This is a genomic window from Desulfatiglans sp., from assembly GCA_012513605.1.
Lineage (GTDB): Bacteria > Desulfobacterota > DSM-4660 > Desulfatiglandales > HGW-15 > JAAZBV01.
Genome location: JAAZBV010000059.1, coordinates 1 through 25,569, shown reverse-complemented (window position 1 = coordinate 25,569; position 25,569 = coordinate 1). Strand labels below are relative to the sequence as shown.

Annotated in this window: 18 protein-coding genes; 12 read left to right on the top strand and 6 right to left on the bottom strand. The window is 42.7% G+C overall.

The genetic code is table 11. The annotated features are described in order from the left end of the window. Nucleotides 1-632 precede the first annotated feature (632 nt). The 4 genes from GX654_07625 to GX654_07610 all read left to right on the top strand — a co-directional run bounded on the left by GX654_07625 (nt 633) and on the right by GX654_07610 (nt 5,211). A complete protein-coding gene (locus GX654_07625; protein NLD36720.1) occupies nt 633-1,415 on the top strand; it encodes a hypothetical protein in 783 nt (260 codons plus the stop codon). Further along, nucleotides 1,412-2,146, top strand: a complete 735-nt coding sequence (locus GX654_07620) for a nucleotidyl transferase AbiEii/AbiGii toxin family protein (protein ID NLD36719.1) — start codon at nt 1,412-1,414, stop codon at nt 2,144-2,146. Before GX654_07625 ends, GX654_07620 begins: the two co-directional genes overlap by 4 nt. A 224-nt stretch (nt 2,147-2,370) precedes the next feature. Continuing rightward, the gene (locus GX654_07615; GenBank protein ID NLD36718.1) at nt 2,371-3,747 is read left to right on the top strand and encodes a sigma-54-dependent Fis family transcriptional regulator; all 1,377 of its coding nucleotides are present in this window, start codon (nt 2,371-2,373) and stop codon (nt 3,745-3,747) included. A 126-nt stretch (nt 3,748-3,873) separates the two neighbouring features. Next, entirely contained in the window at nt 3,874-5,211 is a 1,338-nt protein-coding gene (locus tag GX654_07610; protein NLD36717.1) for an ATP-binding protein, read from the top strand. Between the two features lie 262 nt (nt 5,212-5,473). Here the strand turns inward: GX654_07610 and GX654_07605 are convergent, their stop codons facing one another. Continuing rightward, nucleotides 5,474-9,598 (bottom strand): hypothetical protein, encoded by a 4,125-nt coding sequence (locus tag GX654_07605; protein NLD36716.1) that lies wholly within the window; start codon nt 9,596-9,598, stop codon nt 5,474-5,476. A 132-nt stretch (nt 9,599-9,730) separates the two neighbouring features. Between GX654_07605 and GX654_07600 the strand changes: the two genes are divergently transcribed. Then, the gene (locus GX654_07600; GenBank protein ID NLD36715.1) at nt 9,731-9,973 is read left to right on the top strand and encodes a hypothetical protein; all 243 of its coding nucleotides are present in this window, start codon (nt 9,731-9,733) and stop codon (nt 9,971-9,973) included. Between the two features lie 161 nt (nt 9,974-10,134). Here GX654_07600 and GX654_07595 read toward each other — a convergent pair whose 3' ends face one another. Continuing rightward, a complete protein-coding gene (locus GX654_07595; protein NLD36714.1) occupies nt 10,135-10,770 on the bottom strand; it encodes an NAD(P)H-dependent oxidoreductase in 636 nt (211 codons plus the stop codon). 538 nt (nt 10,771-11,308) lie between these two features. On the opposite strand from GX654_07595, the gene GX654_07590 reads away from it, so the two are divergent. The 3 genes from GX654_07590 (at nt 11,309) to GX654_07580 (ending at nt 15,205) form a co-directional block, all read left to right on the top strand. Then, nucleotides 11,309-12,469 (top strand): acyl-CoA dehydrogenase, encoded by a 1,161-nt coding sequence (locus GX654_07590; protein ID NLD36713.1) that lies wholly within the window; start codon nt 11,309-11,311, stop codon nt 12,467-12,469. Nucleotides 12,470-12,626: 157 nt separating this feature from the next. Then, nucleotides 12,627-14,360, top strand: coding sequence for a glutaconyl-CoA decarboxylase subunit alpha (locus tag GX654_07585; GenBank protein ID NLD36712.1), 1,734 nt, complete (start codon nt 12,627-12,629; stop codon nt 14,358-14,360). 167 nt (nt 14,361-14,527) lie between these two features. After that, nucleotides 14,528-15,205: a dephospho-CoA kinase gene (locus GX654_07580; GenBank protein ID NLD36711.1), complete on the top strand. Its 678-nt coding sequence runs from the start codon at nt 14,528-14,530 to the stop codon at nt 15,203-15,205. A gap of 15 nt (nt 15,206-15,220) precedes the next feature. On the opposite strand, the gene GX654_07575 is transcribed toward GX654_07580, so the two are convergent. The 4 genes from GX654_07575 to GX654_07560 all read right to left on the bottom strand — a co-directional run bounded on the left by GX654_07575 (nt 15,221) and on the right by GX654_07560 (nt 20,731). After that, the gene (locus GX654_07575; GenBank protein ID NLD36710.1) at nt 15,221-16,372 is read right to left on the bottom strand and encodes a tetratricopeptide repeat protein; all 1,152 of its coding nucleotides are present in this window, start codon (nt 16,370-16,372) and stop codon (nt 15,221-15,223) included. Between the two features lie 79 nt (nt 16,373-16,451). Continuing rightward, a complete protein-coding gene (locus GX654_07570) occupies nt 16,452-19,364 on the bottom strand; it encodes a response regulator (protein NLD36709.1) in 2,913 nt (970 codons plus the stop codon). A gap of 102 nt (nt 19,365-19,466) precedes the next feature. Next, a complete protein-coding gene (locus GX654_07565; protein NLD36708.1) occupies nt 19,467-19,832 on the bottom strand; it encodes a hypothetical protein in 366 nt (121 codons plus the stop codon). Nucleotides 19,833-20,044: 212 nt separating this feature from the next. Next, nucleotides 20,045-20,731 carry a TIGR02266 family protein gene (locus GX654_07560; protein NLD36707.1) on the bottom strand — a complete coding sequence of 229 codons (687 nt, stop codon included), beginning with the start codon at nt 20,729-20,731 and terminating at the stop codon, nt 20,045-20,047. A 368-nt stretch (nt 20,732-21,099) separates the two neighbouring features. Here GX654_07560 and manA point away from each other — a divergent pair, with 368 nt between their 5' ends. The 4 genes from manA (at nt 21,100) to GX654_07540 (ending at nt 25,423) form a co-directional block, all read left to right on the top strand. Continuing rightward, complete coding sequence (gene manA / locus GX654_07555) at nt 21,100-22,299, top strand: mannose-6-phosphate isomerase, class I (protein NLD36706.1); 1,200 nt, start codon at nt 21,100-21,102, stop codon at nt 22,297-22,299. A 291-nt stretch (nt 22,300-22,590) separates the two neighbouring features. Continuing rightward, on the top strand, nt 22,591-22,920 hold the full coding sequence (locus GX654_07550) for a hypothetical protein (GenBank protein ID NLD36705.1): 330 nt from the start codon (nt 22,591-22,593) through the stop codon (nt 22,918-22,920). 366 nt (nt 22,921-23,286) lie between these two features. After that, nucleotides 23,287-24,897 carry a carboxylesterase/lipase family protein gene (locus GX654_07545; GenBank protein ID NLD36704.1) on the top strand — a complete coding sequence of 537 codons (1,611 nt, stop codon included), beginning with the start codon at nt 23,287-23,289 and terminating at the stop codon, nt 24,895-24,897. A 169-nt stretch (nt 24,898-25,066) separates the two neighbouring features. Then, nucleotides 25,067-25,423 (top strand): hypothetical protein, encoded by a 357-nt coding sequence (locus GX654_07540; protein NLD36703.1) that lies wholly within the window; start codon nt 25,067-25,069, stop codon nt 25,421-25,423. Nucleotides 25,424-25,569 lie beyond the last annotated feature (146 nt).

The following is a 25,569-nucleotide window of genomic DNA, read 5'->3' as shown; positions in this document are numbered from 1 at the left end:
TTTTCATCGGGATTTTGACTTTCGTTTTTTAAATTCGTTTTATTTTTATAAAAATAATTTTTTTAGGGCTGCCATACCCTGGGAGCATAAATCTCTCGAAAAAAGGGTTTTTCGACAGCCTCGTTCGGCGTTGAATCCTCCGTCGCCAAAGGCTATGGCAGGACAAGTGTTCAACGTTCATCTTTTTGTAGCAAAGCAAGCCCTGTGCCATATCCCCTTAAATCACAGGATCGTTATCTGGCAAGGGTCTCAGGAGATTTTACATTTTTCTATTCTTAATCAGGTGTCCGCCAGCGGACATATGGTGTCCGGTGGTGAACACAGAAAAAGATGAACTTCCAACATCGAACGCCCAACTCTGAACATCGAATGAAAAGCTTAACCGCAAAGACGCTAAGAGCGCAAAGTATAAAAAAATTATTTTTCTTCTTTTATCCCTTTACCGCAGAATTGATAAAATATTTCTTATCACTCTTTGTAACTTTGCCGCCCTATTTTGTAATTCTTTACTGAAGCTCTGAAATGGAAATATAGTTTACTAAAAAGAGTGAAAGGGTACTAATAGTACCTAAAAACACTTAAATTTAAACTACTTCTTGACTTCAGTTTAAATAAATGCTTTTTTAGGCACTATGAGTACTGATAAAAAAACAAAAATAAACCGACTTGTGAGTCAGTGGCCAAAAGGAACGCTTACAGTAACACCATACTTAAAAAAACAGGGCTTCAGCCAGGAACTCCTGAAAAGATATAGACACAGCGGTTGGATAGAGTCCTTTGGGAGGGGTGCTTATATACTTAATGGTGATGAAGTTAAATGGTATGGAGCCCTTTATACTCTTCAGACTCAACTTGGGCTAAAAATTTATCCTGGTGGAAAAACAGCGCTCGAACTAAAAGGTTATGCCCATTATCTGCCTTCAGGCATAAGAAACATATATCTTTACTGCCCCAGAGGATTGCTTTTACCTTCTTGGTTTAAAATAAAATGGCCTGGTGTGAAAATAATAACTCTAAGAACAGGCCTTTTTCCTGCGGAAAATGAGCTTGGTCTAACAGTTCACGATGAAAAAGGGATTTGTATAAAAATATCAGCTCCTGAAAGAGCAGCGTTAGAGATGCTTTACCTTGTACCTGGAAAAATTGGATTCGAAGAGGCATTTCTACTTATACAAAACCTTACAACACTGAGGTATGAGCTAGTCCAGAGTCTGCTGGAAAAATGTTGTTCAATAAAAGTTAAAAGACTGTTTATGTTTATGGCTGAAAAACATGAGCACACATGGCTGTCCAAACTCAATACTTCAAAGATTGATATGGGTAAAGGCAAGAGGATGATAGTTACACAAGGTCGTTATGACCGAAAATATATGATCACTGTTCCTGAAAATATCTATACAGAGACCGTGGAATGATAGATACCATTTTTTTAAAACAGGCTGAACTGCTTCTCAGGGTCCTGCCACTGATAGAAAAGGAAGATGTTTTCGCCTTGAAAGGCGGCACAGCTATCAACTTTTTTTATCAGAATATGCCGCGCATATCAGTTGATATTGACCTGGCATATATCCCGATTAATGACAGAGATACTGCATTGAAGGATATCCACAGCCGCCTGCTCCACATTTCTGAAGAGATCAAAAGAAAGATACCCGGTACAGGCATAATAAATAAGAAAATGCATAATACTGGGCAATTGAATGGTTTGATAGTGGATCGGGGAGGAATTACTGTAAAAATAGAACCAAACCTGGTTTTAAGGGGCACTGTATATCCCCCTGAAATAAGATCCATTTGCAATAAGGCCCAGGATATTTTTGAGATGACATTAAAAAGCAGAGTCCTTTCTGCACCGGATCTATATGCAGGAAAAATTTGTGCTGCTCTTGATCGCCAGCATCCGAGAGATCTGTTTGATATATACTTACTGTTAAAAAGTGATGGGCTTGACTCTGAAACAAGAAAAGCTTTCATTGTCTATCTCATAAGTCATCCAAGACCAATGTTTGAGATTCTAAATCCACAGGAAAAGGATATTACTGAAATCTATGAAAAAGAATTTAGAGGTATGATTGCCGAAGAGATACCTATAGAGACTTTGAGAAAGAGCCGAAGCAACCTCATTAAAAACTCAGAGAAGAATTAACTGAGAATGAGAGAAGATTCATTCTTTCTGTGAAGAAAGCTCATCCTGTATGGGACCTTCTTGATCTCAATGGAGTTCAAGATTTCCCTGCTGTGAAGTGGAAGCTTGAGAATATTATGAAAATGGACCCAGTAAAGCATCATGAATCGGTGGAGAAATTAAAAAAATATCTAAACATTTAATCATTCGTAGTGGTTACTGACAAGGCTAACTTGGATAAAATTATGGCTGAGAAAATTGGAAAAATTCTGATTGTTGATGATGATGAGGATGTGCTCAAGGCGGCCCGGTTATTTCTTAAGAAGCATGTAACAGCCATTCACACAGAACAGAACCCTGAAAATATTCCTTCCCTCATGGCTAACAACAGCTATGATGTGATCCTGCTTGACATGAACTACTCAAGGGATGTGACGAGTGGTCAGGAAGGTTTACACTGGCTTTCAAAGATCATTGAGATTGACCATTCTGCTGTTGTGATAATGATCACCGCATTCGGGGATATAAACCTTGCTGTAACAGCTGTTAAAAATGGTGCAACAGATTTTATCCTTAAGCCCTGGCAGAATGAAAAACTGCTTGCAACAGTATCTGCGGCCTGTAACCTTCACAAGACAAGGCTTGAGGCAGCGAACCTCAGACAGCGTCAGGAGCAGTTAAGCTCTGACATGATGCAGCCATTCAACGAGTTTATCGGTTCATCCCCTGCCATGCAGAGGGTTTATGACACCATCCTCAAGGTCGCAAAGACCGATGCCAATTGCCTTATCCTTGGCGAAAACGGGACAGGCAAGGAACTTGTGGCGCGAGCCCTTCATCACCACTCATTGAGAGGCAAAGAGGTGTTTATCAGTGTGGATATGGGGGCCATAAGCGAATCCCTGTTTGAAAGCGAGCTGTTCGGCCATGTTAAGGGGGCATTCACAGATGCTGTGGCTGACCGTGTTGGCCGATTTGAGGTGGCATCAGGCGGGACCCTTTTTCTGGATGAGATAGCAAACCTGCCCATTGCCATGCAGTCAAAGATACTCCGGGCAATCGAGACAAAGCAGGTTGTACGTCTTGGTTCAAATAAAAACCTGCCAATAGATATCAGGCTGATATGCGCCACAAACATGGACATCCTTGAAATGGTTAATAAACAAAGATTCAGGCAGGACCTGCTCTACAGAATAAATACAGTCGAGATACACCTCCCTCCTTTAAGGGAAAGAGGGGAAGACCTTAAACTCCTGGCTGAACACTTTCTTAAAATCTTCTGCAAAAAATATAACAAACCAGAAAAGGGTATTGCGGCATCAACAATGAACAAACTCATGGCATACACATGGCCCGGGAATGTAAGGGAGCTTCAGCACTGCATGGAAAGGGCGATTATTTTAAGCGAATCAGATGTTCTTCAGCCGGAGGATTTTCTTTTGACTGCGCCAGGCACAGAAGGAGATGCCATATTATTTGATAATTACAACCTTGATCTTGTTGAGAAGATAATGATCCAGAAGGCGATTGATAAATACAGGAGTAATGTGAGTCAGGCAGCACGTGAACTGGGGTTGACCAGGTCGTCACTTTACAGGCGTATGGAAAAGCATGGGATTTAGATTCACCACAGAGGCACAGAGAACACAGAGAGTATTTTTATATTCTTTTTTAATCAATAAACTCCGTGATCTCCGTGTCTCCAGTGAACGAAGCGAACGGGCGGTGAAATAGTTTTTGAGGTATCAATGATAAGAACATTCAAATTCAAAATTACATTCAGAATCATCCTCCTGACTGCCACTATCCTTTTATTTGCCTGGCTTGTCTTTAAAATGGATTTTATATTTGTTACTGTTACTGTGGCTCTTCTTATAGTCGCCCAGGTGTTTTCCATTATCCATTTTGCGGAAAAGACAAACAGGGACCTGAGCAGGTTTCTTCTTTCCATAAAGTATGATGATACCTCACAGGCATTTACAAGCGAAGGGCTTGGCACTTCATTCAGTGAACTTAAGGATGCATTCAGTGAGGTCATGCATAAACTTCAGGAGATACGATCTTCAAGCGAGATTCACGCAAGGTATCTTCAGACAATAGTGCAACATATTGGTACAGGGATTATTGTTTACAAACAGGATGGGACTGTTGACCTTATAAATAACGCCGCTAAAAAGATACTTAAAATCAGTCTTTTGAAAAACATTAATGATCTGCGACAGAAATACCCAAAGCTTACTGACACCCTCTTACACCTTAAACAAAATGAAAAAAAGCTCATTAACCTTCGTATGGAAAATGAGACAGGATACCTTTCAATCTACAGTCACCCGTTTGTTTTAAAGGAGGAAAAAAATATCCTGATATCCATACAGAACATCAAGGAAGAACTGGAAGAAAAGGAGCTTGAGGCATGGCAGAATCTTATCAGGGTATTGACCCATGAGATCATGAATTCAATAACCCCTATATCCTCCATGACATCCACCATGCTTGGAATGATTGATAAGGAGGATGAAACCATTAACCCGGATGATATTAAGGATTTGATCGATGCCTTAAAAACCATCAGCTCAAGAAGTCATGGGTTAATGGATTTTGTAAGCAACTACCGGAATATGACCCTGATTCCCACGCCCAAGTTCAAACTCCTTTCCATTCAAACATTTTTTAAACGTATTGAAACACTGATGAATAACACCCTTACAGAGCATAATATTTCTTTCAGGTGGCAGATGGAACCTGAGAGCCTTGAATTTTCTGTTGATCCTGATTTAATGGAACAGGTGATGATAAATCTGATCTTAAACGCCATACAGGCAGTCGAAGAGAGAGCAAATCCTGAGATTACCCTTACAGCCATGCTTGGAATAGAAGGAGGGTCAATAATAACTGTACAGGATAATGGTGTCGGGATTGTTGAAGAGGCCCTTGAAAAGATATTTATTCCATTTTTTACAACCAAAAAGCAGGGGTCAGGGATCGGCCTCAGCCTTTCGCGGCAGATTTTACGCATGCATCATGCGACGATCAGTGTGGATTCAAAACCGGATGTCGGGACAACGTTTACATTAAAATTTACATGATGAATAGCAGACTGAAGGTTGAAGGAAAGGTAAAATCTAAAAATGCTATTCACCACGGAGGGCACGGCCGTCGTCGCCAAGGCTATGCCGGGCCAGGGAGGACACAAAGTTTTTTGAGATTTTATTCGACCTTTTTCCAAAGTAGGGTGGGGTTTTACACCCCACCGCGTAGAGACAAGGCATGCCTTGTCTCTACAAAATTATGATCTGGTATAATGCCTGACCCTACGAAGGCTCTTAATGTCTTTCGCTTTTCCTTCAACTAAACGCCTCCCCCCCTTTCTTTTATAGGTGGAGGCTGGATATTCTCACCCTTTTTCCTTTTCCACATATTCATTTTCCTGAATATCCCTCCATCACTGAAACAGCCCCATGCCCAGGGTAGCCATTTGAGTATCAGTGAGTATGCTAACCACAATGCCCACAAGAGCATGAGAGCTTTAAAGAAAAAGATATGAAGGGATATCACCCAGGGGTGCGGAAGTTCGGATGCTACCCTGTCCTGCATCCAGTTGAGCATATAATCGGTTGACCTGTTTCCCTCTATCTGCATATCAGGTATGCCAAGGAGCCCGCTTTGTATTGAAGACCATAAACCTGACATGGCCGCTATAAACCATACTGCAAGGATTACCTGTGCAATGTTGAATAACCACTCCCTCTGGTTCTGAACCGCCTTATTCCTTAAACCCATTACAATGAACCATCCTGCCACCATTATTGCAGTAGATGGGGGAACCTGCGTAAGCCCTAGCCCGAGCAATATCCATGAAGCTGTTCCAAGGGGTGTAAACTTTACCCTGCCCAGGAGCACACCAATAATAATTATAACCACCAGATAACCCCAGAATAGTACGGCAGGCCCCAGCACAGGCCCGCCAGCAAACAGTATCCACCTGTTCTGCGGCATGTTGAATGTGACATATGCATTCACCGCCTCTGTTCCTAAATCTACTTTTGGAGATGATACCAGTATCCTTGAACTGGTCTCGGCCTGCCACTCCAGGTTAACCTGCTGTACACCCGGATTAAGCGGGACAGTTACGTCTCTTCCCTCCTGGTTTATGGGCTGGCTTTTGCCTGAAATCATAACCCGCCTCAGCTCTGCGCCTTCAGGGATCATTATCTTATGCTGCCCACCCTGGCTGCTCCTGATATTGAGGTCAAGGGTGGAGGTGCTGATACGTTTCCCTGGTGTATGCGTAAGCCTTGCATTATCAATAGTAACAATCTTACCCTGGACAGCCTGTGGCCTTGTTATATTTATCTTTATCTCTTCACCCTGCCATGGCCTCCACTCAGGACGCCACTGACCTGATGCATCCTGATGGTGAATAAGTGGGATACCGGAGAGTTCACAGTGCCATATGGGGCTTGCATCAAGAATCCATGTCTCTGTCCATTCTATAGTATCACTTGCCTTAAGTGATATCTCATTTGAAGGGGTGATTGTGGATGACCACTGTTTTTCAGTTTCGTCTGGCGACATACTCACAACTATCCTGTTGTTTTCCACCTTCACACCGCCTGTTATTACTGATTCACCCTTAACAAGGGGGATAGAGACAACAACAGGGTCATTTGCAGGGGTAACACGCCTTACAACCGTGTGTAACTGCCAGTCAATACCAAGAGAGATGATACGTTCAATATGGAAAAAGGGCGGCAGGACCGGCTTGGTGTCTGTAGAGCCCTCCATGCTCTTTTTTTCAAGCCTTACAAACTTTATGCTCCCCTGAACCTGGCCATCCTTATCCACACCATAGGCACCCCATCCATCTACCTTAAGGGATACACTGTGAGGGATGAGTGTAAGTGGCACCTGGAATTCATTAGACTCAGGCACCTTTCCCCTCATGACAACATCATGTATGCCCTTTGGCACATGTATCCACATGATGCCATTACTGTCCCTGTAAAGATTCTGTGCAGGGGTCGTGCCCATATAAATCTCCTCAGGGTTCCACATAATGGAAGAGCCGGGCAGAGGCACCGCTGTTTCAGTTGTTGCATGCACCCTGAAGATAATGCGCAGGTTATCCTTATCAGTAGTGACCTCCATCTGTGGGCTGTCAGCGCAGTATGGAAAACAATCATCCTTTTCAAGGAGACGATTCCTTAATTCATTGAGCATGGCCTGTGGGGGGAAATCGCCTCTCTCCTGGGCAAAGCTGTTTTCAGATACAGGGATAAGCATGAAAATCAAAAGCAGGACTGTTGCCCCTGCCTTCATGCCTCCGATCTTAATATTTTTGATCTCTATTACAATGAGGGTAAGGATAAGAATAAGTATAATCCTCACAAATGAGAGGATAAGATTAAAAAATGGAGATATTAGCCAGATGCTTATATTCTGCGAGGAGTCAACCGGCCCGTTCCATCGCAATGCATATGAATGCCACTGCCACTGCGGGAGCCCAGGCCCTGTCTGTATCAGGGCCTTTGGGTCCTGTAGCATGACATTCTGGCTCTGGCTGGAAAAGCCTCCTGCCTTCCATTTTTCACCTGATACAGTTACTTCCGAGAGAGTAAACGCATCCTCAGCTCTCTCAGCCATCTTTGATATCATAGGCATTCTGCCCCTCTCCATAGGAGCCATTTCTGGTTCCATCTGCTTCTGAGATATCATCACAGGATGTGCATTTTTATACATATACCCTGAATAACTCCTTGGATTTTCAAGCTGAGGGTATATACCTGTGCGTGCCTGACCGGCGATAAATGAGATAACCAAAATGAAGAGCACTATAATAGAGGCAATTCTCCACACCTCTATTATCTTTCTGAACCAGCCCGCAGGTATAAAGCGTAACAGTGCTGTTGCAGCAAGAATGCTTATAAAAACTGATCCGGGTGCATCCGGTTCATGGTAGGTAAGCACAAGGGTTATAAGTGCAATAATGCCATACCTGATATTATAGAGCCTGTACACAGCGGTTGAGATCACAAGCACCAGAAAAATCGCAAGCAGGTTTCCCCAGTTCTGAAGCCATGTGCCCTCTATTGAATCCACGCCTCCTACATTTATAAGCCGCCACCCCGGAGGCAGATTAAGGGTTGCAGAGAGCTCCTGTACATTGTGATCCCACCCCACTGCCGGTATCACATTTTTGCCTGTCTCAACCCTTGATTCCCCTTCAAGGTTTATATGCCCTTTTCTGAGCTCAACACCCGATTTTTTATCCTTTCCATGGCTGGTAATAAGCTGGTCAACGCCATCCAGTATAACCCTGCCAAGCTTAAGTGGCTCATTTACTGCCAGATACCACTGGCTGCTCATGGTGCCGTTTATATTGTCCTTAATGGTATAACCATCACCATTAAAATCCAGCCATATGGTCCTCATCATGGTAAGGTGATCAGGCGCAGGCGATGGGTCTCCCCTTTTTGTCTGTTCAAGGACAATGGTATCGCCTTTGTTTATGATATAGGCAGGGTATTGCCTCCACTCACCTGGCAGATCAGTCTGGCCAGGGTCAATACCCTGAACACCCTTTATGTTTATCATCCTCAAATGATTCTGTGACTTTACAGACCATATCTCCTGACCAAAAGGGGTGTTAATCGGGCCTATGCTGTTAACAGGGCCTTTTGATCTCTGTTTTATATAGATATCCCATTTGCCGGGTCTTGCCTGGATAATAACATCGCCATTTTCCTGAATCATAACAGGAAGCGGGCTCTCTATTTCCATGGGGATAAATTCTGCAGGCAGGATATCAGTGAGTTTGACCTCCCTTGCCTGCCCGGAGATATATAACCTCACAAGGTTTGTTATGTACATGGGGATATTATCATCCACCATCCTGAAGAGTTTAATATCAAGCCTGTCTTCCTCTGCCTCTGCACTCTTTTTATTCTGGAGCCACAACCTGCCCTCATTATCGAGCATGGGTGATTGAACCGGTTTATTATTTATTACAAGATCAACAAGAGCGGTCTTTTCAGGGACATTTATCATTTCAGGCATGTTTTTCCATTTGAATGCGCCCTGAATCCTGTGCCCTCCCTTTTTTAACAGGACTGAAGGCAGCCCTTTTCTGTTTACAACAGGCACAGGGGTCCCATCCACCATAAGGTCATATGGCCATGCATTGTTATTACCGGGAAGCGTGATCCAGTCCTCTGCATAGACAATAAATTCCTGAGAAAAGGCGCCGCCAGTATCGCCCAGCTTTAACTCAAGCCTTGAAGGCCACTGGCACAAATATTCATTGCCATTATTAAAGGGGCTCGGGCAGAAATTCATTTCTGCATCCTTAAGCACCCATTCCTTCCAGGGCTTAAGCTGGGGAGGTATCTCCGATTCATCAATGCCCTTTGCAGTGACTGTAAAATTTATGAGGAGAAAAAACAGGTATACGTAAATAATGGATCTCGATTTCATATTTCCTCCATAAAAAAGCCTGTTGTTAAAAATAGATTCAGTATGGTATGTATAAAAACAATAAAACAGGATTATAGATGAATCCTGTATAGAAAATCAATTATTCATATCGCGCAGGGAAATTATAAGAAGATGTCATTTATTTTATGCACCAGAAAAAAATCAATGCCCAAGGTGAGTATCGCGATATGTAAAAAGTGTGCCAGGTTTAAAAAGTGCCCTGATTACCGTTTGTTTGAACAGCCGGTGCTGTTTCCTGATATGAAGAATGAGGGGCGGGGTAAAAAGCAAAAGAAGGCACAAACAAAGGTTGAGATCAGTAAAACCCCATCCAATGAGATCCAGCTTCCAATCAATTTTATTACCCAAAAATAAAATATCCCTGTAGGGGCACAGCGCACAGTGCCCACGGGCACGCTGCAGCGTGCCCCTTCTACAATTTTATTAATAACAGACAGAAAAGATCATCAATTTTATAGCCGGTAAATGACGCATGATGCTGGGGCGAAATATTTTTCGCCTCTACAGGTTAAACCCTATATTACCGCAGGAAAAACCCTTACCACCATCTCCTCAACCCCTCTTAGCCATTTCTTACGCATCCCTTCAGTGCTGGTGATTATTACCCTGAACATCTCCCTGTGGAAATCTGGCACACCGCACAGGTCAAAGATGCAGTTTTTCCAGATGAGCTCTAAAGGGTCACCAAACACGTCACGCTCCCTTGGTTCCGGGGTATTTGCTGTATTGAATACAATTACTGACCTTGCCTTTAGTAAACCTATTGGCACACCTTCACCATTATCCCCTTCAAGAAATTTATACGCCACATTTGGCCTTATAACCCTGTCAATCCATCCCTTTAATATAGCTGGGGGCTCTCCCCACCAGTTTGGGTGAACAATAATGATTCCATCGGCCCTTTTCAGATCATTGCAGTGTTTTTGGATATCATCAGGCAATGGTGCATCAGAGGCTATTTCAGGGCCAGGCAAAATCGGATCAAATCCTTCTGCATAGAGATCATGTAATATGCCAACATGACCATTCATTCTAATCTGTGTAACAGCGGTTTCAGCTATTGCATGGTTGAAGCTGCTCTTATCAGGGTGTGCCAGAATAACAAGTATCTCAAGCGGTTCGTGTTTTATATCGTTCTTCTTAAATGACATGGAAACTCCATATGTAATTTTATAAGAAGCCTTCAGCTTCCGGCTTTGAACTTTCAGCCTTGAGCTTCGATCTTTTCATCCATCTATAACTGAACTTTTTAAATGATAAAAGCCATTTTTGATGGTTTCGTAAAAAAGCTCGATCTCACACAAAGAGACAAAGTCGCAAAGGTAACTACTTAGTGTCCATCCAAAACTGTCGTTTTTGGATTTCCATCCTCCGTAGCAGTGCTACTGCGGAGGACGGGCAAGCGGTCAGCCATCAGCGTTCAGCATTCAGCAAAAGACAAAAAAAAGACATAGAATTAGCTGACTGCTGATCGCTGACTGCTGAAAGCCCCATCCAGAATTCGGTTCATTCTGGATGGGCACTATTAATAAATATAGCTAATATAGCTGAAATATGAATATTTTTATTGCATTAATGCTCTAATAGTATATTATTCCCAATGATAAAAATTTTACAACTAACTGGTTTTTTTTATAAATTAGCTTTTAGATAAACAGCATAAAATATTAATATCAAGGAGGAAGGTTTATGGACTTTCAATTAAGTGAAGAGTTGCAGATGCTGCGTGACATGGCAAGGGATTTTATCAATGAAAAGGTAATGCCATTTGCAGATGAATGGGATGAAAAACATTATTTTCCATATGAAGAAGTTTTAAAACCAATGGGTGAGCTTGGTTTTTTTGGCACGGTTATCCCCGAAGAATACGGCGGAAACAATATGGGCTGGCTTGCAGCAATGATTCTTACAGAAGAGATTGCAAGGGGCTCCAGTTCACTAAGGGTACAGATGAACATGCAGACACTTGGCTGCGCTTACACAATATATAAATATGGCAGCGACGAACTCCGCAAAAAATATGTAGAAAAACTGATAACAGCCGAATATGTTGGCGGATTTGGTATTACAGAGCCCAATGCAGGCTCTGATGTTATGTCCATGAAATCAACAGCAGTAGACAAGGGTGATCACTGGCTCATTAATGGCTACAAGACATGGATATCAAACGCCTCAGCAGCCGATGCCATTATTTTTTATGCCTACACAGACAGGGAAGCAAGGGGAAAGGGGCTTTCAGCATTTGTTGTTGAGCCTAAAAACTTTAACGGCATTACAACTACAGACCTCGATAAATTAGGTACAAGATCAACACCCACAGGCGAGATTATCCTTGAAGACTGTAAGGTACCAAAAGAAAACATCCTTGGAAACCCGGGCGACGGCGCAAAGATAGTCTTTGGTTCACTCAACCAGAGCCGTCTTTCCGCAGCAGCAGGCGGTATTGGTTTGGCACAGGCAGCGCTTGAGTCAGCAATAGCATACTGTAAAGAGCGTGAGCAGTTTGGTCAGGCAATTGGTAACTTTCAGATGAACCAGGACCTTATTGCACAGGTATCATGCGAGCTTGAGGCAGCAAGGCTTATGGTTTACAAGGCAGCAATACAGAAGGACAACGGCAACCTCGGGAACACCATTGAGGTAGCCCAGGCAAAATATCTTTCCGGCGAGATAGCTGTAAAGGCTGCAAATGTTGCCATGAGAATCTTGGGTGCATATGGTTATTCAACAGAATACCCTGTAGCCAGGTACTATCGCGATGCACCTGCCTATCAGCTTGTTGAGGGTTCAACAAACATCTGCAAGATGATCGTTGGACAGGACCTTGTTAGCGTAAAGAAATCCAAGTAATTTATTATCCGCCCGTTTTATTATTGCGGGCGGATATCATTCCTGAGATATAATTTCAGGCTTTATGGCTTACAGACGATCACCCATTCCTTAAAAGGCATGGGTGATCATTTTTTAATTAGAACAAAAGATCTCAAAAAGAACCAGGAGGAGATAAATGAGACGTTATTTTGAAGAAATGACACCTTTAGGTAAAGCACTCACTGAAAAACAAATAAAAGATGCACAGGAAAACATAGCTGATATCAAAAAGGTAGAAGAAGAAGTAGCAAAAGCAATTGAAGTTGTAAAAAGCCAGGGTATTCCTGACGAGAAGATAAGAGAAAGAGGCCAGATGACCGTTTGGGAAAGGATCGAGTATCTGGTAGATCCCGGTACATGGACCCCCCTTCATACAATCTACAACCCAAAGTTCAACGAAGAAGAACAAACCAACGTGGTTGATGGTCTTGCAAAAATCAACGGAAAATGGGCTGTTGTTATCGGGTTTAATAACAAGGTAATAGCCGGCGCATGGATAGCAGGACAGGCTGACAACCAGCTCAGGGTTACTGACATGGCCAAAAGGCTCAGGGTACCCCTTGTATGGATCGTAAACTGCAGCGGCGTTAAGCTTCCTGAGCAGGAAGAAGTTTACGCTGATAGAAGAGGTAATGGTACAACATTCTTCAGACATGCTGAACTGGCAACACTCGGTATACCTATAATTGCCGGCATCTACGGAACCAACCCTGCAGGTGGCGGTTACCAGGGAATAAGCCCCACAGTTATAATTGCCCACAAAGATGCCAATATGGCAGTAGGTGGTGGCGGTATTGTTGGTGGAATGGCCCCAAAGGGTGGATTTGATGAAGAAGGTGCTGAGCAGCTTATAGAAGCGACAAGACATTTCAAGGAGGTACCTCCGGGAAGTGTAAAGATTCACCATGATGTAACCGGATTTTTCAAGGAGGTTCATGACACAGAAAAGGGCGTTCTTGATTCACTCAAGAGACATATGGACATGATGCCTGCCTATGATCCCGAGTTTTTCAGGGTTGCCGAACCAAAAGAACCCAAATTCAGTGCAGAAGAACTCAATAGCATAGTGGCCTTTAATCAAAAACGCGGCTACAATTTTGAAGAGATGCTTGCAAGATTAACCGACAACAGTGAACATATGGAATTCAGGCCCGGTTATGGTCCTGAGGTTTATACCGGACTGGTAAAGATTGATGGTTACCTGATGGCTGTTATCGGTAACAGGCAGGGTTTCCTGGGCGCCAAGTATCCTGAATATGCCAACTATCCCGGAATCGGTGGAAAACTTTATCGCCAGGGTCTAATCAAGATGAATGAGTTTATCACACTTGCCGGAAGAGACAGGCTTCCAATAGTATGGCTCCAGGATACATCAGGTATTGATGTTGGCGACATTGCCGAATCAGCAGAATTATTAGGTCTTGGCCAGTCACAGATCTACTCGATAGAGCAGACCGACGTTCCGCAGATATGTATAGTTTTAAGAAAGGGTACGGCTGCTGCTCATTATGTAATGGGCGGGCCTACAGCTAATAACCACAATGTTTTTACACTCGGCACACCCATGACAGAGATATATGTTATGCACGGTGAAACAGCTGCTGCTGCCTCATATTCAAGACGGCTTGTAAAGGAAAAGGATGCAGGCAGACCGCTTCAGCCGACCATTGACAAGATGAATCAGTTGGCACAGGAATACTATGATAAATCAAGGCCGGTATACTGTGCAAAACGCGGTTTTGTAGATGAAATCGTATCCCTGCCTGATTTAAGAAATTACATAAAGGCATTTGCCGGATGCGCGTATCAGAACCCTAAATCTATCTGTTCGAGAAACCACATGGTTCTTCCAAGGATTATCAAGGGTTAATCTTTTCGTTTGGGGCTAATACCCCGTAGAGACGGGTTTCAAACCCGTCTCTACAATATTTCCAGGATGCCATCCTGAACCATCAGGGTTTAAAACAAGGGCCCTTGCCGCAGGCAAACGCTTCTGCTAATATCCCCGTCATATTAACCACAGTAACAAAATAAGAGATGAAAAAACCTGATCACATAAAGAAAAGTATCCATGCAGCCCTTGAAGATGTACGCAAAGGATCGGAATCAGTGCTTATAGCTCTTACCGGTGGCATTGCTACCGGTAAGAGCACTGTAGCAGAAATGTTCAGGGCACTCGGTGCTGTAATTATCGATTTTGACATACTTGCACGAAGGGTGGTTGAACCGGGCAGTAAATCATATGAGCTGATTACCGGGTTTTTTGGTAAAGAGATATTAAACCCTGACATGACAATAAACCGAAAGAGATTGTCCGGGATAGTATTCAATGACCATTCAAAAAGGGAAAAGCTTGAATCCTTTACACATCCATATATCTGGGATGAATTTATTACCCTGACAGGGGATGCCATATCCAGTGACAAAAAGGCAATCATTCTTGCTGTTATACCGCTTTTGATAGAGGGGGGCATGCAGGATATCTTTTCAAGGGTAATCCTTGTTTACTCATCACCGGAAACACAGGTTTCAAGGCTCATGGAAAGAGATGGGATCAGTAAAGAGATGGCTTATAAAATACTCTCTGCACAGATGCCAATAGACCAGAAGATCAACCATGCTGATTTTGTAATAAATAACGATGGATCTATTGATGTGGCAGCCAAAGAGGCGCATCAGGTATGGAAAGAGCTGAAACAATCACAGGATACTTAAAAATCCTGATACAGGTTACAGACACTGTCTGAGAAGTTCCCTTGCCAGTTTATTATCCGGGTTCACCTCTAATATTTCCCTTAAAGGCTTTTCGGCAAGCATCGGTTTTTTTAGTGCGAGATAATCCCTGCCCAGGTGTAACCTGATCTCGATATTTTCCTTATCAAGCTGACTCGCCCGTGCCAGGTGAGTAACCGCTTTGCTTATCTCATTGTTCTTTTCAAGCAGTTTACCCAGCTTAAGCAGCAGATCAACCCTTTTAGGCTTTTCATAAATAAGACCTTCCAGTAACTTTATTGAGTAACTTATCATACCGTTTTCCACACAGTAATCGGCAATCTCTTCTTTTAACCCCACTGTACTCCCTGATAATTCCATTGTACGGTTAAAAACCTCAATGGCCTTTTTCTCCTTCCCCATTTTTACAAGGGTTTTAGCAAAATCTATCCCCCTTTCGAGGTGCCTGGGGCTTATTTTCATTGCCCTCTCCAGATAGAAAACCGCCTTTTCTATATCGTCCTGCCTGAGATATATCTGTCCAAGATAATGGCATGAAAACACATCCAGCCTGTTTAAGCCTGCTGCCTTTTCAAACCATGTTTTTGCATCTTCCAGATCGCCTTTTAAATAATATATATATCCCAGCTCCCTTATAGGCCTGGTAAGATTCGGGTTGGCCTCCATTGCAAGAAGGACTTCGTTAATAGCAGATTCATAATCGCCGGACTCAACAAAATCTCTCGACCTTTTCAGATGAAAATCCAAAGGTGGGGGATTATTTGCCCTGTCAATTACCTGCCTGATCTTCTCTTCAAGAATCTGTACAGTGATCGGCTTTATTATGTATGCATCAACCTCTGACTCACCAATTTCAGCGACAAAATCGCTGTATGCCTCCGCGGTTACCATAATAACCTGTATGTCACGCCATTTGCTCTCTTCCCTTATCCGGCTTAATACCTCGCTGCCTGACATGTCAGGCATATTATAATCAAGGAGGACAAGATCAACATGTTCCCTGGCTAATATCTCCATTGCCTCCCTTCCGCTGTTTGCAATAAAAAACTCCTTGCCAAAACCAAGATTTCTCATCATTTTATAAATAAATTTGGTCATGGAAGGCATATCATCAACAAGTAATACATTCATTTGCAGCAGATCTATCATTGTTTCCATCCTCTTTATCTGTACAACTGTTTTTTTATCATATTATCAGCCATTCAGCAAACCAACCTTTATACCAATCCTAAACAGGAGTTTCTGAAGATTTACTGTTATTCCGTTTTGACTCAAATACAGATTTTCTTGTTTTTACAAATACCTCAAGACTATTCAGCTCATATTTAAGTTTTTCAAAAAGAGCTGGCCCACCTTCTATATTCCCTTTCTTTCCAGAAAGCTCAAGCTCACAGGCCACAGATGAGAGGGCTTGTGCGCTTATATTCAGGGCCCCTCCCTTGACAGCATGGGCCTCCTTTCTAATCTTTTCACAATCGCCTTCTAACAGCCCCTCTTCAATTTCATTTAACTGGCGCGAGACATCGCTGATATAGTCTTCAATAACCTCGATCAGAAAGCCTTCATCACCCTTAAACTCCTCCATCATCCTGTTAAAGTCGACAGGGTCTCCTGTGAACTCTTCATTTTCTTTTCCAATTGCAGCATTGACGGTGTTATCCCCGGAAGCCATACCTGTTTCCGGCCTGCCTGAACCCCCTTTTTCCCAATAAGAGATTATTGAAAGTAAGGAACCCTTCCTTAGAGGTTTTGTAATGTAATCGTCAAATCCTTTGTTAATGCACCTCTCACGATACCCTTCCATTGCATGTGCTGTCATTGCTATAATAACAGAACCGGCAGATTTTTGCCCTTTTGCCCTGTTTTCTTTTTCCAGATTCCTGATATTGCGGGTTGCCTCGAAACCATCCATCACAGGCATTTGGATATCCATCAGGATAATATCATACGACCTCTCTCTGAACATCTCGATTGCCTGCATGCCGTTTTCCGCTAGGTCTACATTATAACCTGCACCCACAAGATGCAGCAAAGCAATTTTTTGATTTGTCGGATAATCCTCAACCAGGAGTATACTGCATTCCGTTTTATTATCATTAGCTGTATCATATGTATCATATTTTGTGATCGGGTTTTCATGACCATTCAGGACGAGTTCAACAACCTTGTTTAACTCGTCTTCACTGAATGGCCTTGAAAGATATCCGTTTATCCCGACATCCTTGCATATATTTACATCTCCGGGCTTTCCGACAGAGGTAAGAAGTATGACCGGGGTTTTTTCAAGCCTTTTATATTCCCGTATTTTTTTACAGGCAGAAAAACCGTCCGACCCGTCTATTTTATAATCCACCAGTACAAGATCAAAGATATCACCGGATTTCACCGATGATTCAATAGTTGAAAAAAGGCTGTCCATATTCGACGCCTCTTCAATAAAACAGCCAATAGACCCGAAGCTCTGTTTCAGGTGGCCCAGTTCAATAGTATTACTGTCAGCGATCAGTATCTTCATTCCCGCCAGAGCAACAGCTCCCTGGGGACTGTGGTGATCAGTTAATTGATCTCTATTTATTAAAAATTCAGCTGTAAACCAGAATTTACTCCCCTCTCCTTCGCGGCTTTCAAGTCCAAGGAGGCCCCCCATCAATTCTGCAAGCTGCTTTGAGATGGTTGTTCCTAGACCCGACCCGCCATAATTTCTTGTTGTAGAACTGTCTGCCTGTGTAAACCTTTCAAGTACCTTTTGCTGCCTCTCTTCTGGTATCCCAATGCCTGTGTCTGTTATGACAAAACGGAGTTTTATGCGATCCTGATGCCTCTCTTCAGGAAAAATATCAAGGGAAATACTGCCCTCATGTGTGAACTTCAGGGCATTTCCAAGGAGATTATTAAGTATCTGTCTCAGGCGGCCCGGGTCACCTGTCAGCGTTTTCGGGATATCTCCTGTAATAGAAATGTTAAACGCCAGGCCTTTCTTTTTTGAGTTTACTGTGTAGATGCGGGAGATATCATCTATCATGGCTTTCAGATTAAAAACCTGTTTATCCAGCTCAACCTTGCCTGATTCCATCTTTGAAAAATCCAGTATATTATTTACCAGCCTGAGCAGTGATTCAGCCTCGTTGAGCATTGTCCTCAAAAGTTCACCCTCTATTTCTTCGAGTCCCATGTCCAGTAAAACCTCTGTTATCCCTACTATCCCGTTTAAAGGTGTTCTGATTTCATGGCTCATGTTGGCAAGGAATTCACTTTTGGAGAGATTCTGGGCCTCGGCTATTATCTTTTCCTTCTCAAGCGCTATAGCCTTTTTATGGAGAGAAACATCTTTGAGGTTCACCACAATGCCGTTAATAGTATTGTTCATACCTGTTAGGGGTGTCGCTGACAGTATGAAGGGGATTAAATCTTTTCCTTTTACCTCTCTTTCTATCTCACATTCGACCCATTCTTCTCCATTGAGGATACGCACAAGAGGGCAGTCAGGACCCTTGCACATATTACTGGGAAAGATGTCAAAACACTTTTGTCCAGCCACATCCTTGTTTTCTTTTCCAATGAGCTTAAAAAACCTGTCATTAGTCCTGATAACCGTATGATCTCTGTCAATCACCCATATGCCGTCACTTGACAAATTAAAGACCTGCTTTAGTTCTGTGTATGAATTACTTATCTCAAGCGCCGCCTGCGCTAGATGTGAATGGAGCTCTTCCAGTGCGATATTCTTTTTTTCAAGTGTATGATTGATATGTTTATATCTGTCTTCGAGTTCGACAATACGGTACCCTGTCCTTACGCGTGCAAGGACCTCCTCAGGGACATATGGTTTTGTAATGTAATCATCTGCGCCGGCATCAAACCCTTCAAGGGTGCTGCTCTTGTTTTCCTTTCCGGTCAGCATTATTATGTAGACATGGTAATCAAGATCAAGCCGCCTGATCATTCTGATCAGCTCAAGGCCGTCTATCTCAGGCATGACCCAGTCAGTAATCAGCAGGTTTATCCTGTTTTCAAGGAACAGGGACCATGCTGCACCTCCGTTTTCCGCCTCAAGAACCTCATAGCCTTCCTTTTGAAGTACCTTTTTAAGGAGCAGGCGGGAAACAGGATCATCTTCTGCTATAAGTATATTAATAGCCAATTCATTTCCTGATTTTATAAGCCATATGTCAAGCAGTCCTGGATTGGGAGAGAGGTACAGATTTAACTCGAATTCATAGAATATAATCCAATATCAGACACACTATTCAACAGGCTTCTGTTTTACCACAAGGTGATGCTCCTTAAGAACGCCAAGACTTTCATACTCTGTATCCTCGATTACCATATTAAAACCTGCTGCCATTGGAATGGTACCCATGGCATTCCAGATAATCTTCAGTTCCTCACCCCTGTCAAGGAGCGCCTTTGAAAGTAGAATGGAAATAGTGTCATGGACCTCATCTTCAGTTACATTTGAGAAACGAACAGCCGATTTATTAACAGGGGCCTTTGGAGGCAGTTCAATCTTCTTACCTGAATCATAATCTCCTTCAAGACCTGCCTGTCCAAGAAGGGCATCAATATCATCCTGTGCTAATAGTTTATCCCCGGTTGTCATACCTTCCATTTCTTGTCCTTTTGTTATAAATTCCGGTTAATCCTAAATCAATAAACCATGATAATTATTATAGAATACATATACTATACTTGCTTATATAGGTTATCGGCAGGAAAATATTTTTTATTAAAATTAAATAGATAAGGTAATTAAATAATAGAAGAAAGGTTTTATTTCCAGATCAATATAAATCAATAATTCTAATTTAATTTTATCTTTTATTATTTAGCAAGTATAGAGCCAATATAATGGTCAAGCAGCTTACGCTCGTTTACATTCATATCAACAAATTTCAGCCCCATGCCCGCAGGAGTGTCTGCTTGAGAATCATCCCTGTTCACCCATGCAACAACGCAGTTGATCTTTAGTGTCTCCTCAACACCGGGTAGATTAAGCTTGAGAATAAACGACTCTCCTTCAGGAAGCGGATTGGCTGTCTTTATAAAAAGACCGCCCTTGCCAATATTGTGCGTATATGCATTAACAAAACTATCATGATCTTTATATGAAAGGGAAAGGGTCTTTTTGATCCTCTGCTCCTCCCTTGAAGACAATTCGGAGACCCTGCCGTTCATGTTGGTAAATCTGCTTACAAGGGTCTTTAGTATGAATCTGAAATCTGATGAGAGTTTATTGAATTCCCTGTCAAGAGTATCTCTGTCTATGGCGGCAATAACTGTGTCGCCCACAGCAACTGCAGAGGCTGTCCGCTTGGTATTTCCAATAAAGGCCATCTCTCCAAACACATCACCTGCCTTGAGGCTGCTTAATAGAAATTTTTTATCACCTATGGTCCTGAATATCTCCACATTCCCTGAAAGTATAATATATACCCAGTCACCCGGGCTGTTTTCCCTGAAAATGACCTGCCCGTCAGTGTATGTCTCTTCATTTGCAAGCATAAACATAATAATGGCCCTCTTGTACCAGTAATCTTTGAATAAAAAACGTGTTTTCAGATGACTTTTTCATTTCAATATCGAATAAAACATAATAAATAGATCAACATGCTTTTAGCACATATACTGGCCTAAAAAAAGGCTTTTTTTATGATAAGGGAATTGGTATTTTCCAATATGCCTTTTAAACAAAGAAATTTCACCACGGAGTCACGGAGTTCACAGAGCTTTAATTAAATAAATTCTCAGTGTCCTCCCTGGCCCGGCATAACCTTGGCGACAATGGCTGTGTGCTCTGTGGTGAAAGGTATTTGGGGATTTTCCATGTCCCTAAAAATCCTTGATCTTTTTGCCGTGCCGATATTGGAGAGCCCTCTATGAACAGGATATGCCTGATAAAAAATGAGATACTTGAATACCACTGGGGTTCAGAGAGATTTATACCGGAGCTGCTTGGTAATAAACCGCATAACAGGCCACAGGCAGAGATGTGGATGGGTGCACATAAAAAGGCGCCATCAATGGTGGTGATTGATAACAGGTTGATCCCCCTGAACAGGCTTATAGAAGAACATCCGGATGATATACTGGGTAAATCGGTCTCAGAAAATTACTTAAGAGAGATGCCCTTTTTATTCAAGGTGCTTTCGGCCTCAAAACCACTTTCCATTCAGGCCCATCCTGATAAAGGACAGGCTAGAGCAGGTTTTAAAAGAGAAAACATAAATCTCATACCTTTGGATGCAGATAACAGAAATTACAGGGATGATAACCATAAACCGGAGCTTATATGTGCGCTGACCGATATGTGGGCGCTTAAGGGATTCAGAGAGCCGGAGGAGATCATAAGATTATTTGAACCCCTTGAAAGGATATGTGGCAAAGGGTTTACCAACATACTGAAAGTAAAACCTGATGAATCAGGGATAAATGCCTTTTTCATGGGCCTGATGGATATGGAGAAATATAAAGCAGCCGGTTTTGTTAACGATGCATTAGAGGTAATTCAGCCATTAAGGAGTAAAGACAACGCATACGAATGGATGTGCAGACTTAATGTAGAGTATCCGGGTGACACAGGCGTGCTTTCACCTCTTTACCTTAATGTGCTTAAGCTTACCCCTGGTGAGGCGATATTCCTGCCTGCTAGGGAGCTTCATGCATATCTATCAGGATCAGGGCTTGAGATAATGGCCAATTCTGACAATGTGTTGAGGGGAGGCCTTACACAGAAACATATTGATAAAGAGGAGCTATCAAATATCCTTTCATTCGCCCCTGACAAACCCCAGGTGATTACCGGTGATAGCATGGGATTGGAGACCTTTTATAATACGCCATCCGAGGAGTTTATCCTTTCTGTTATCAATCTCCCAGAGGAGGACTCTGCATATAAAAAGGAGGGAGAGAGGGGTATTGAGATAATGCTCTGTACAGAGGGTAAGGCCACAATCACCGACATCTTTGATAGCAACTCCCTTGATATAAAAAAAGGCAATTCAATACTAATCCCTGCTGCTGTTAAGGGATATACTATAGAGGGAAGGGCCACTATCTATAAGGCATCTGTGCCGTAAAATTTCCAGGAGAGATTTACTTATAATGGTTCCTGATTACAAGGGGCTGAACCGTGGAATACACATCACCAACCGTCATTCCCGTGAAGACGGGAACCCACTTGTTTTTCGTAGGGGCGGGAATTCCTTGGAAAGAGTATTAAACAACAAAAAGGTACAGTCCACATTCGCTAAAGCTATGATGGACAAGCGCCTGAGAAAAAATATCGAACAACGTAGATACTATGTGGATCACTTGGAAGCCAATTGGTATAATTTACTTTTTAACCCAATTAAAAAGGAGGATACCAAATGAACAAGAACCAAGTGATCCAGAAGGATAATAGCACAAGAGAAGTAAATTTGTATATGGCAATGGAGCTGTCGGATAAGAAATGGAAATTAGCTTTCAGTGACGGCAGCAAGGAGAGATTAATAACTATAGACGCTGGTGAAATGATAGGTTTATGGAAAGAGATAGCAAATGCAAAAGAGAAATTTAGATTAGATGAAGATGTAAAGGTAATCAGTTGCTATGAAGCTGGAAGGGATGGATTTTGGATACACCGGTGCCTTTTAAGTAATGGAATAGATAATAATGTTATTGATCCGCGAGGGTTGAGGAGACCATTAAAAATATAATTTCATTCTAATTTATAATCCTTTGCTGTCTTTGCCCCACGTTGTACCGAAATCCTGCGGCGTTCTATCCCCTGATCATCACATGGTGTAATAAACTTGGTGTATCTAGTCTGGCTATTCTTGGCATGCCCACACTTTTACTGAATATTTAACCAATGTCAAGCAATTTTAATTTTAATGGTCGTCCCCTTAGCTATTATTTCATGAGCTGATAATTTTATTGACACAATTTTGCCTTTTTTATACCTGTATACATTATTTGCTGTAAATTGCATATAGATTAGTTTGCTTCCGAAACAAATCAATAAAACCGGATCCATTTCCTGTTGTGGAATCCGGTAACTTCAATTTTTAATGGAGGAATCCATGCAAATCCCAAAAATTTTACACCGTCTGATTATTTTATCGGCAATATTTTTCACAATCGCAGGCATGACTTCATGTGATACCCCAAGCCGCAGTACAGGGCCGGAACCAAATATGGTTAAAACATCTTATGGCCCTGTCCGGGGCCTTCATGAAGAGGGTATCTATATTTTCAGGGGTCTCCGTTATGCCTCTCCACCTGTGGGCGAATTAAGGTTCAAGCCGCCTGTTCCTCCCGAGCCATGGACCGAACCTGTGGAGGCCTATGAATTTGGCAACCAGGCGATGCAGTCTGTGGGGCCGGGCGGGCCTGCAGCAGGCAGCCAGAAAACAGATGAGGACTGCCTGTTCCTTAATGTATGGACACCCGGTCTGGACAATAAGAAACGTCCTGTCATGGTCTGGCTCCACGGTGGAGGTTTTTCATCAGGATCAGGAGGGGATGCCTTCAGTAACGGTAAAAATCTCTCCCGCAAAGGGGATGTGGTCATAGTCACAGTAAACCATCGATTGAATGTCTTTGGTTTTCTGCAACTGGGTGAAGCGTGGGGCACTGATTATGCCACATCGGGCCAGGCCGGCATGCTTGACATTGTAATGAGTCTTAAATGGGTAAAAGACAATATAGCTAATTTTGGTGGTGACCCGGGCAGCGTCACCATATTTGGTGAAAGCGGTGGCGGACGAAAGGTGGCCATGCTTATGGCAATGGAACCTGCCAGGGGCCTTTTTCATAAAGCCATTATCCAGAGCGGGTCAGGCCTTGATGCCCCTTCAAAGACCGAGGCCATCGAGACCGGGCGTGGGCTTTTAAAAAATCTTGGAATAGCTGAAGGTGATGTGAAGGCACTTATGAGTGCAGATGCCAGGAAGATCTTTGACGCCCAGCCGAGAACGCCATTTCTCCCTCCCCCTCCAACTGGTCAGCTTACAGTCCCAATAGGAGGTTTTGTTCCATGTGTGGATGGCATTGCCCTGAAACGCAAACCCTTTATCCCTGACGCCCCGGCAATATCTGCTGATATTCCGCTTATGATCGGGTCAAACAAGGATGAAATGGCTATTTTTCATGGCAATGACCCGAAATTCGGTAAATACACTGATGAAGAATTTATCGAACATGTTAAAAATGTTCTGCCTGATAAGGCTGATGAATTGATCCCTGCCCTGCGTTCGGCCTTTCCGGATTACTCCCCAACCGACCTTATTGTAGCAACCGACTCTCTTAAGGGTTATTTTATTGCTACGGCATTCCAGGCAGAGAGAAAGGCCGCACTGAATGGCGCACCTGTTTATGTCTATCTAATGGAATGGGAAACCATGGCAGATAACCGGCGGCTGCGCGCCCATCACGCCCTTGACGTCCCACTTGTGTTTGACAATGTCGAGGCTACGAGAAGCATGGTAGGCGAAGGACCCGAACCCCAGCGCATGGCGGATTTGATGAGTTCTGCGTGGGTATCCTTTGCTCGAACCGGCAACCCTAATACGGCAGGGCTTCCGGAATGGCCGGCCTATACCCCGGAAAACAGAAGCACTATGTTCTTTAATATTGAAAGCCATGTGGTTGAAAAACCATTTGAAACAATACGCCAGATACTGGTTAAATAATGTCCATGCAGAAAAAGTAAATTTCTGCATGGAGCTTTCAGCAGTCAGCGGTCGGCTGTCAGCCAAAGGTTTTAAAATGTTTTTTTGCTGAAAACTGAATACAGATAGCTGACCGCTTTCATGCAACAACATCGGTTTTGCATGAAAAATAAATAATATGAGGGCAATAATGAAACAATATTATTTCGTAACGATTTTAATCTTATCTGTTTTTATTTCTCTATGCGTGAATGCAGCATCATCTGATGTCAACCGCATCTCAAGGCATGGTGAATATGCAGGTTTCAGTGAAGCAATTTATGACGATAAATATGAGCTTACCTCTCAATATATCGAGGTAAGTGATGGAACAAAACTCGCCATGGATATTTATCGTCCAAAGGATAAAGTTACAGGAAAGGTAATCGAAACCCCTCTTCCCGTAATATGGATGCATACCCCCTACAATCGAAGGCATGTAAGCAATCAGTGTCAGGTCTACACATTTGACAAAATAGCTTCAGTAGTTTATAAGAAAGAAAATTAAATCACAGGAGCTTGTATGAGCAGGCCATTACGCATTGAATATCATGATGCCTTTTATCATATAACAGCCAGAGGAAACGATAGACAAAATGTCTTTAGAACTAATAAGGACAGGGAACGTTTCCTTGAATACCTGGAGTCAGCTAC

Bases quoted from the DNA above. Each gene is read 5' to 3' on its own strand.
- GX654_07625 (NLD36720.1), top strand. From the start codon at position 633: ATGAGTACTGATAAAAAAACAAAAATAAACCGACTTGTGAGTCAGTGG.
- GX654_07620 (NLD36719.1), top strand. From the start codon at position 1,412: ATGATAGATACCATTTTTTTAAAACAGGCTGAACTGCTTCTCAGGGTC.
- GX654_07615 (NLD36718.1), top strand. From the start codon at position 2,371: ATGGCTGAGAAAATTGGAAAAATTCTGATTGTTGATGATGATGAGGAT.
- GX654_07610 (NLD36717.1), top strand. From the start codon at position 3,874: ATGATAAGAACATTCAAATTCAAAATTACATTCAGAATCATCCTCCTG.
- GX654_07605 (NLD36716.1), bottom strand. From the start codon at position 9,598: ATGAAATCGAGATCCATTATTTACGTATACCTGTTTTTTCTCCTCATA.
- GX654_07600 (NLD36715.1), top strand. From the start codon at position 9,731: ATGTCATTTATTTTATGCACCAGAAAAAAATCAATGCCCAAGGTGAGT.
- GX654_07595 (NLD36714.1), bottom strand. From the start codon at position 10,770: ATGTCATTTAAGAAGAACGATATAAAACACGAACCGCTTGAGATACTT.
- GX654_07590 (NLD36713.1), top strand. From the start codon at position 11,309: ATGGACTTTCAATTAAGTGAAGAGTTGCAGATGCTGCGTGACATGGCA.
- GX654_07585 (NLD36712.1), top strand. From the start codon at position 12,627: ATGAGACGTTATTTTGAAGAAATGACACCTTTAGGTAAAGCACTCACT.
- GX654_07580 (NLD36711.1), top strand. From the start codon at position 14,528: ATGAAAAAACCTGATCACATAAAGAAAAGTATCCATGCAGCCCTTGAA.
- GX654_07575 (NLD36710.1), bottom strand. From the start codon at position 16,372: ATGATAGATCTGCTGCAAATGAATGTATTACTTGTTGATGATATGCCT.
- GX654_07565 (NLD36708.1), bottom strand. From the start codon at position 19,832: ATGGAAGGTATGACAACCGGGGATAAACTATTAGCACAGGATGATATT.
- GX654_07560 (NLD36707.1), bottom strand. From the start codon at position 20,731: ATGTTTATGCTTGCAAATGAAGAGACATACACTGACGGGCAGGTCATT.
- manA (NLD36706.1), top strand. From the start codon at position 21,100: ATGAACAGGATATGCCTGATAAAAAATGAGATACTTGAATACCACTGG.
- GX654_07550 (NLD36705.1), top strand. From the start codon at position 22,591: ATGAACAAGAACCAAGTGATCCAGAAGGATAATAGCACAAGAGAAGTA.
- GX654_07545 (NLD36704.1), top strand. From the start codon at position 23,287: ATGCAAATCCCAAAAATTTTACACCGTCTGATTATTTTATCGGCAATA.
- GX654_07540 (NLD36703.1), top strand. From the start codon at position 25,067: ATGAAACAATATTATTTCGTAACGATTTTAATCTTATCTGTTTTTATT.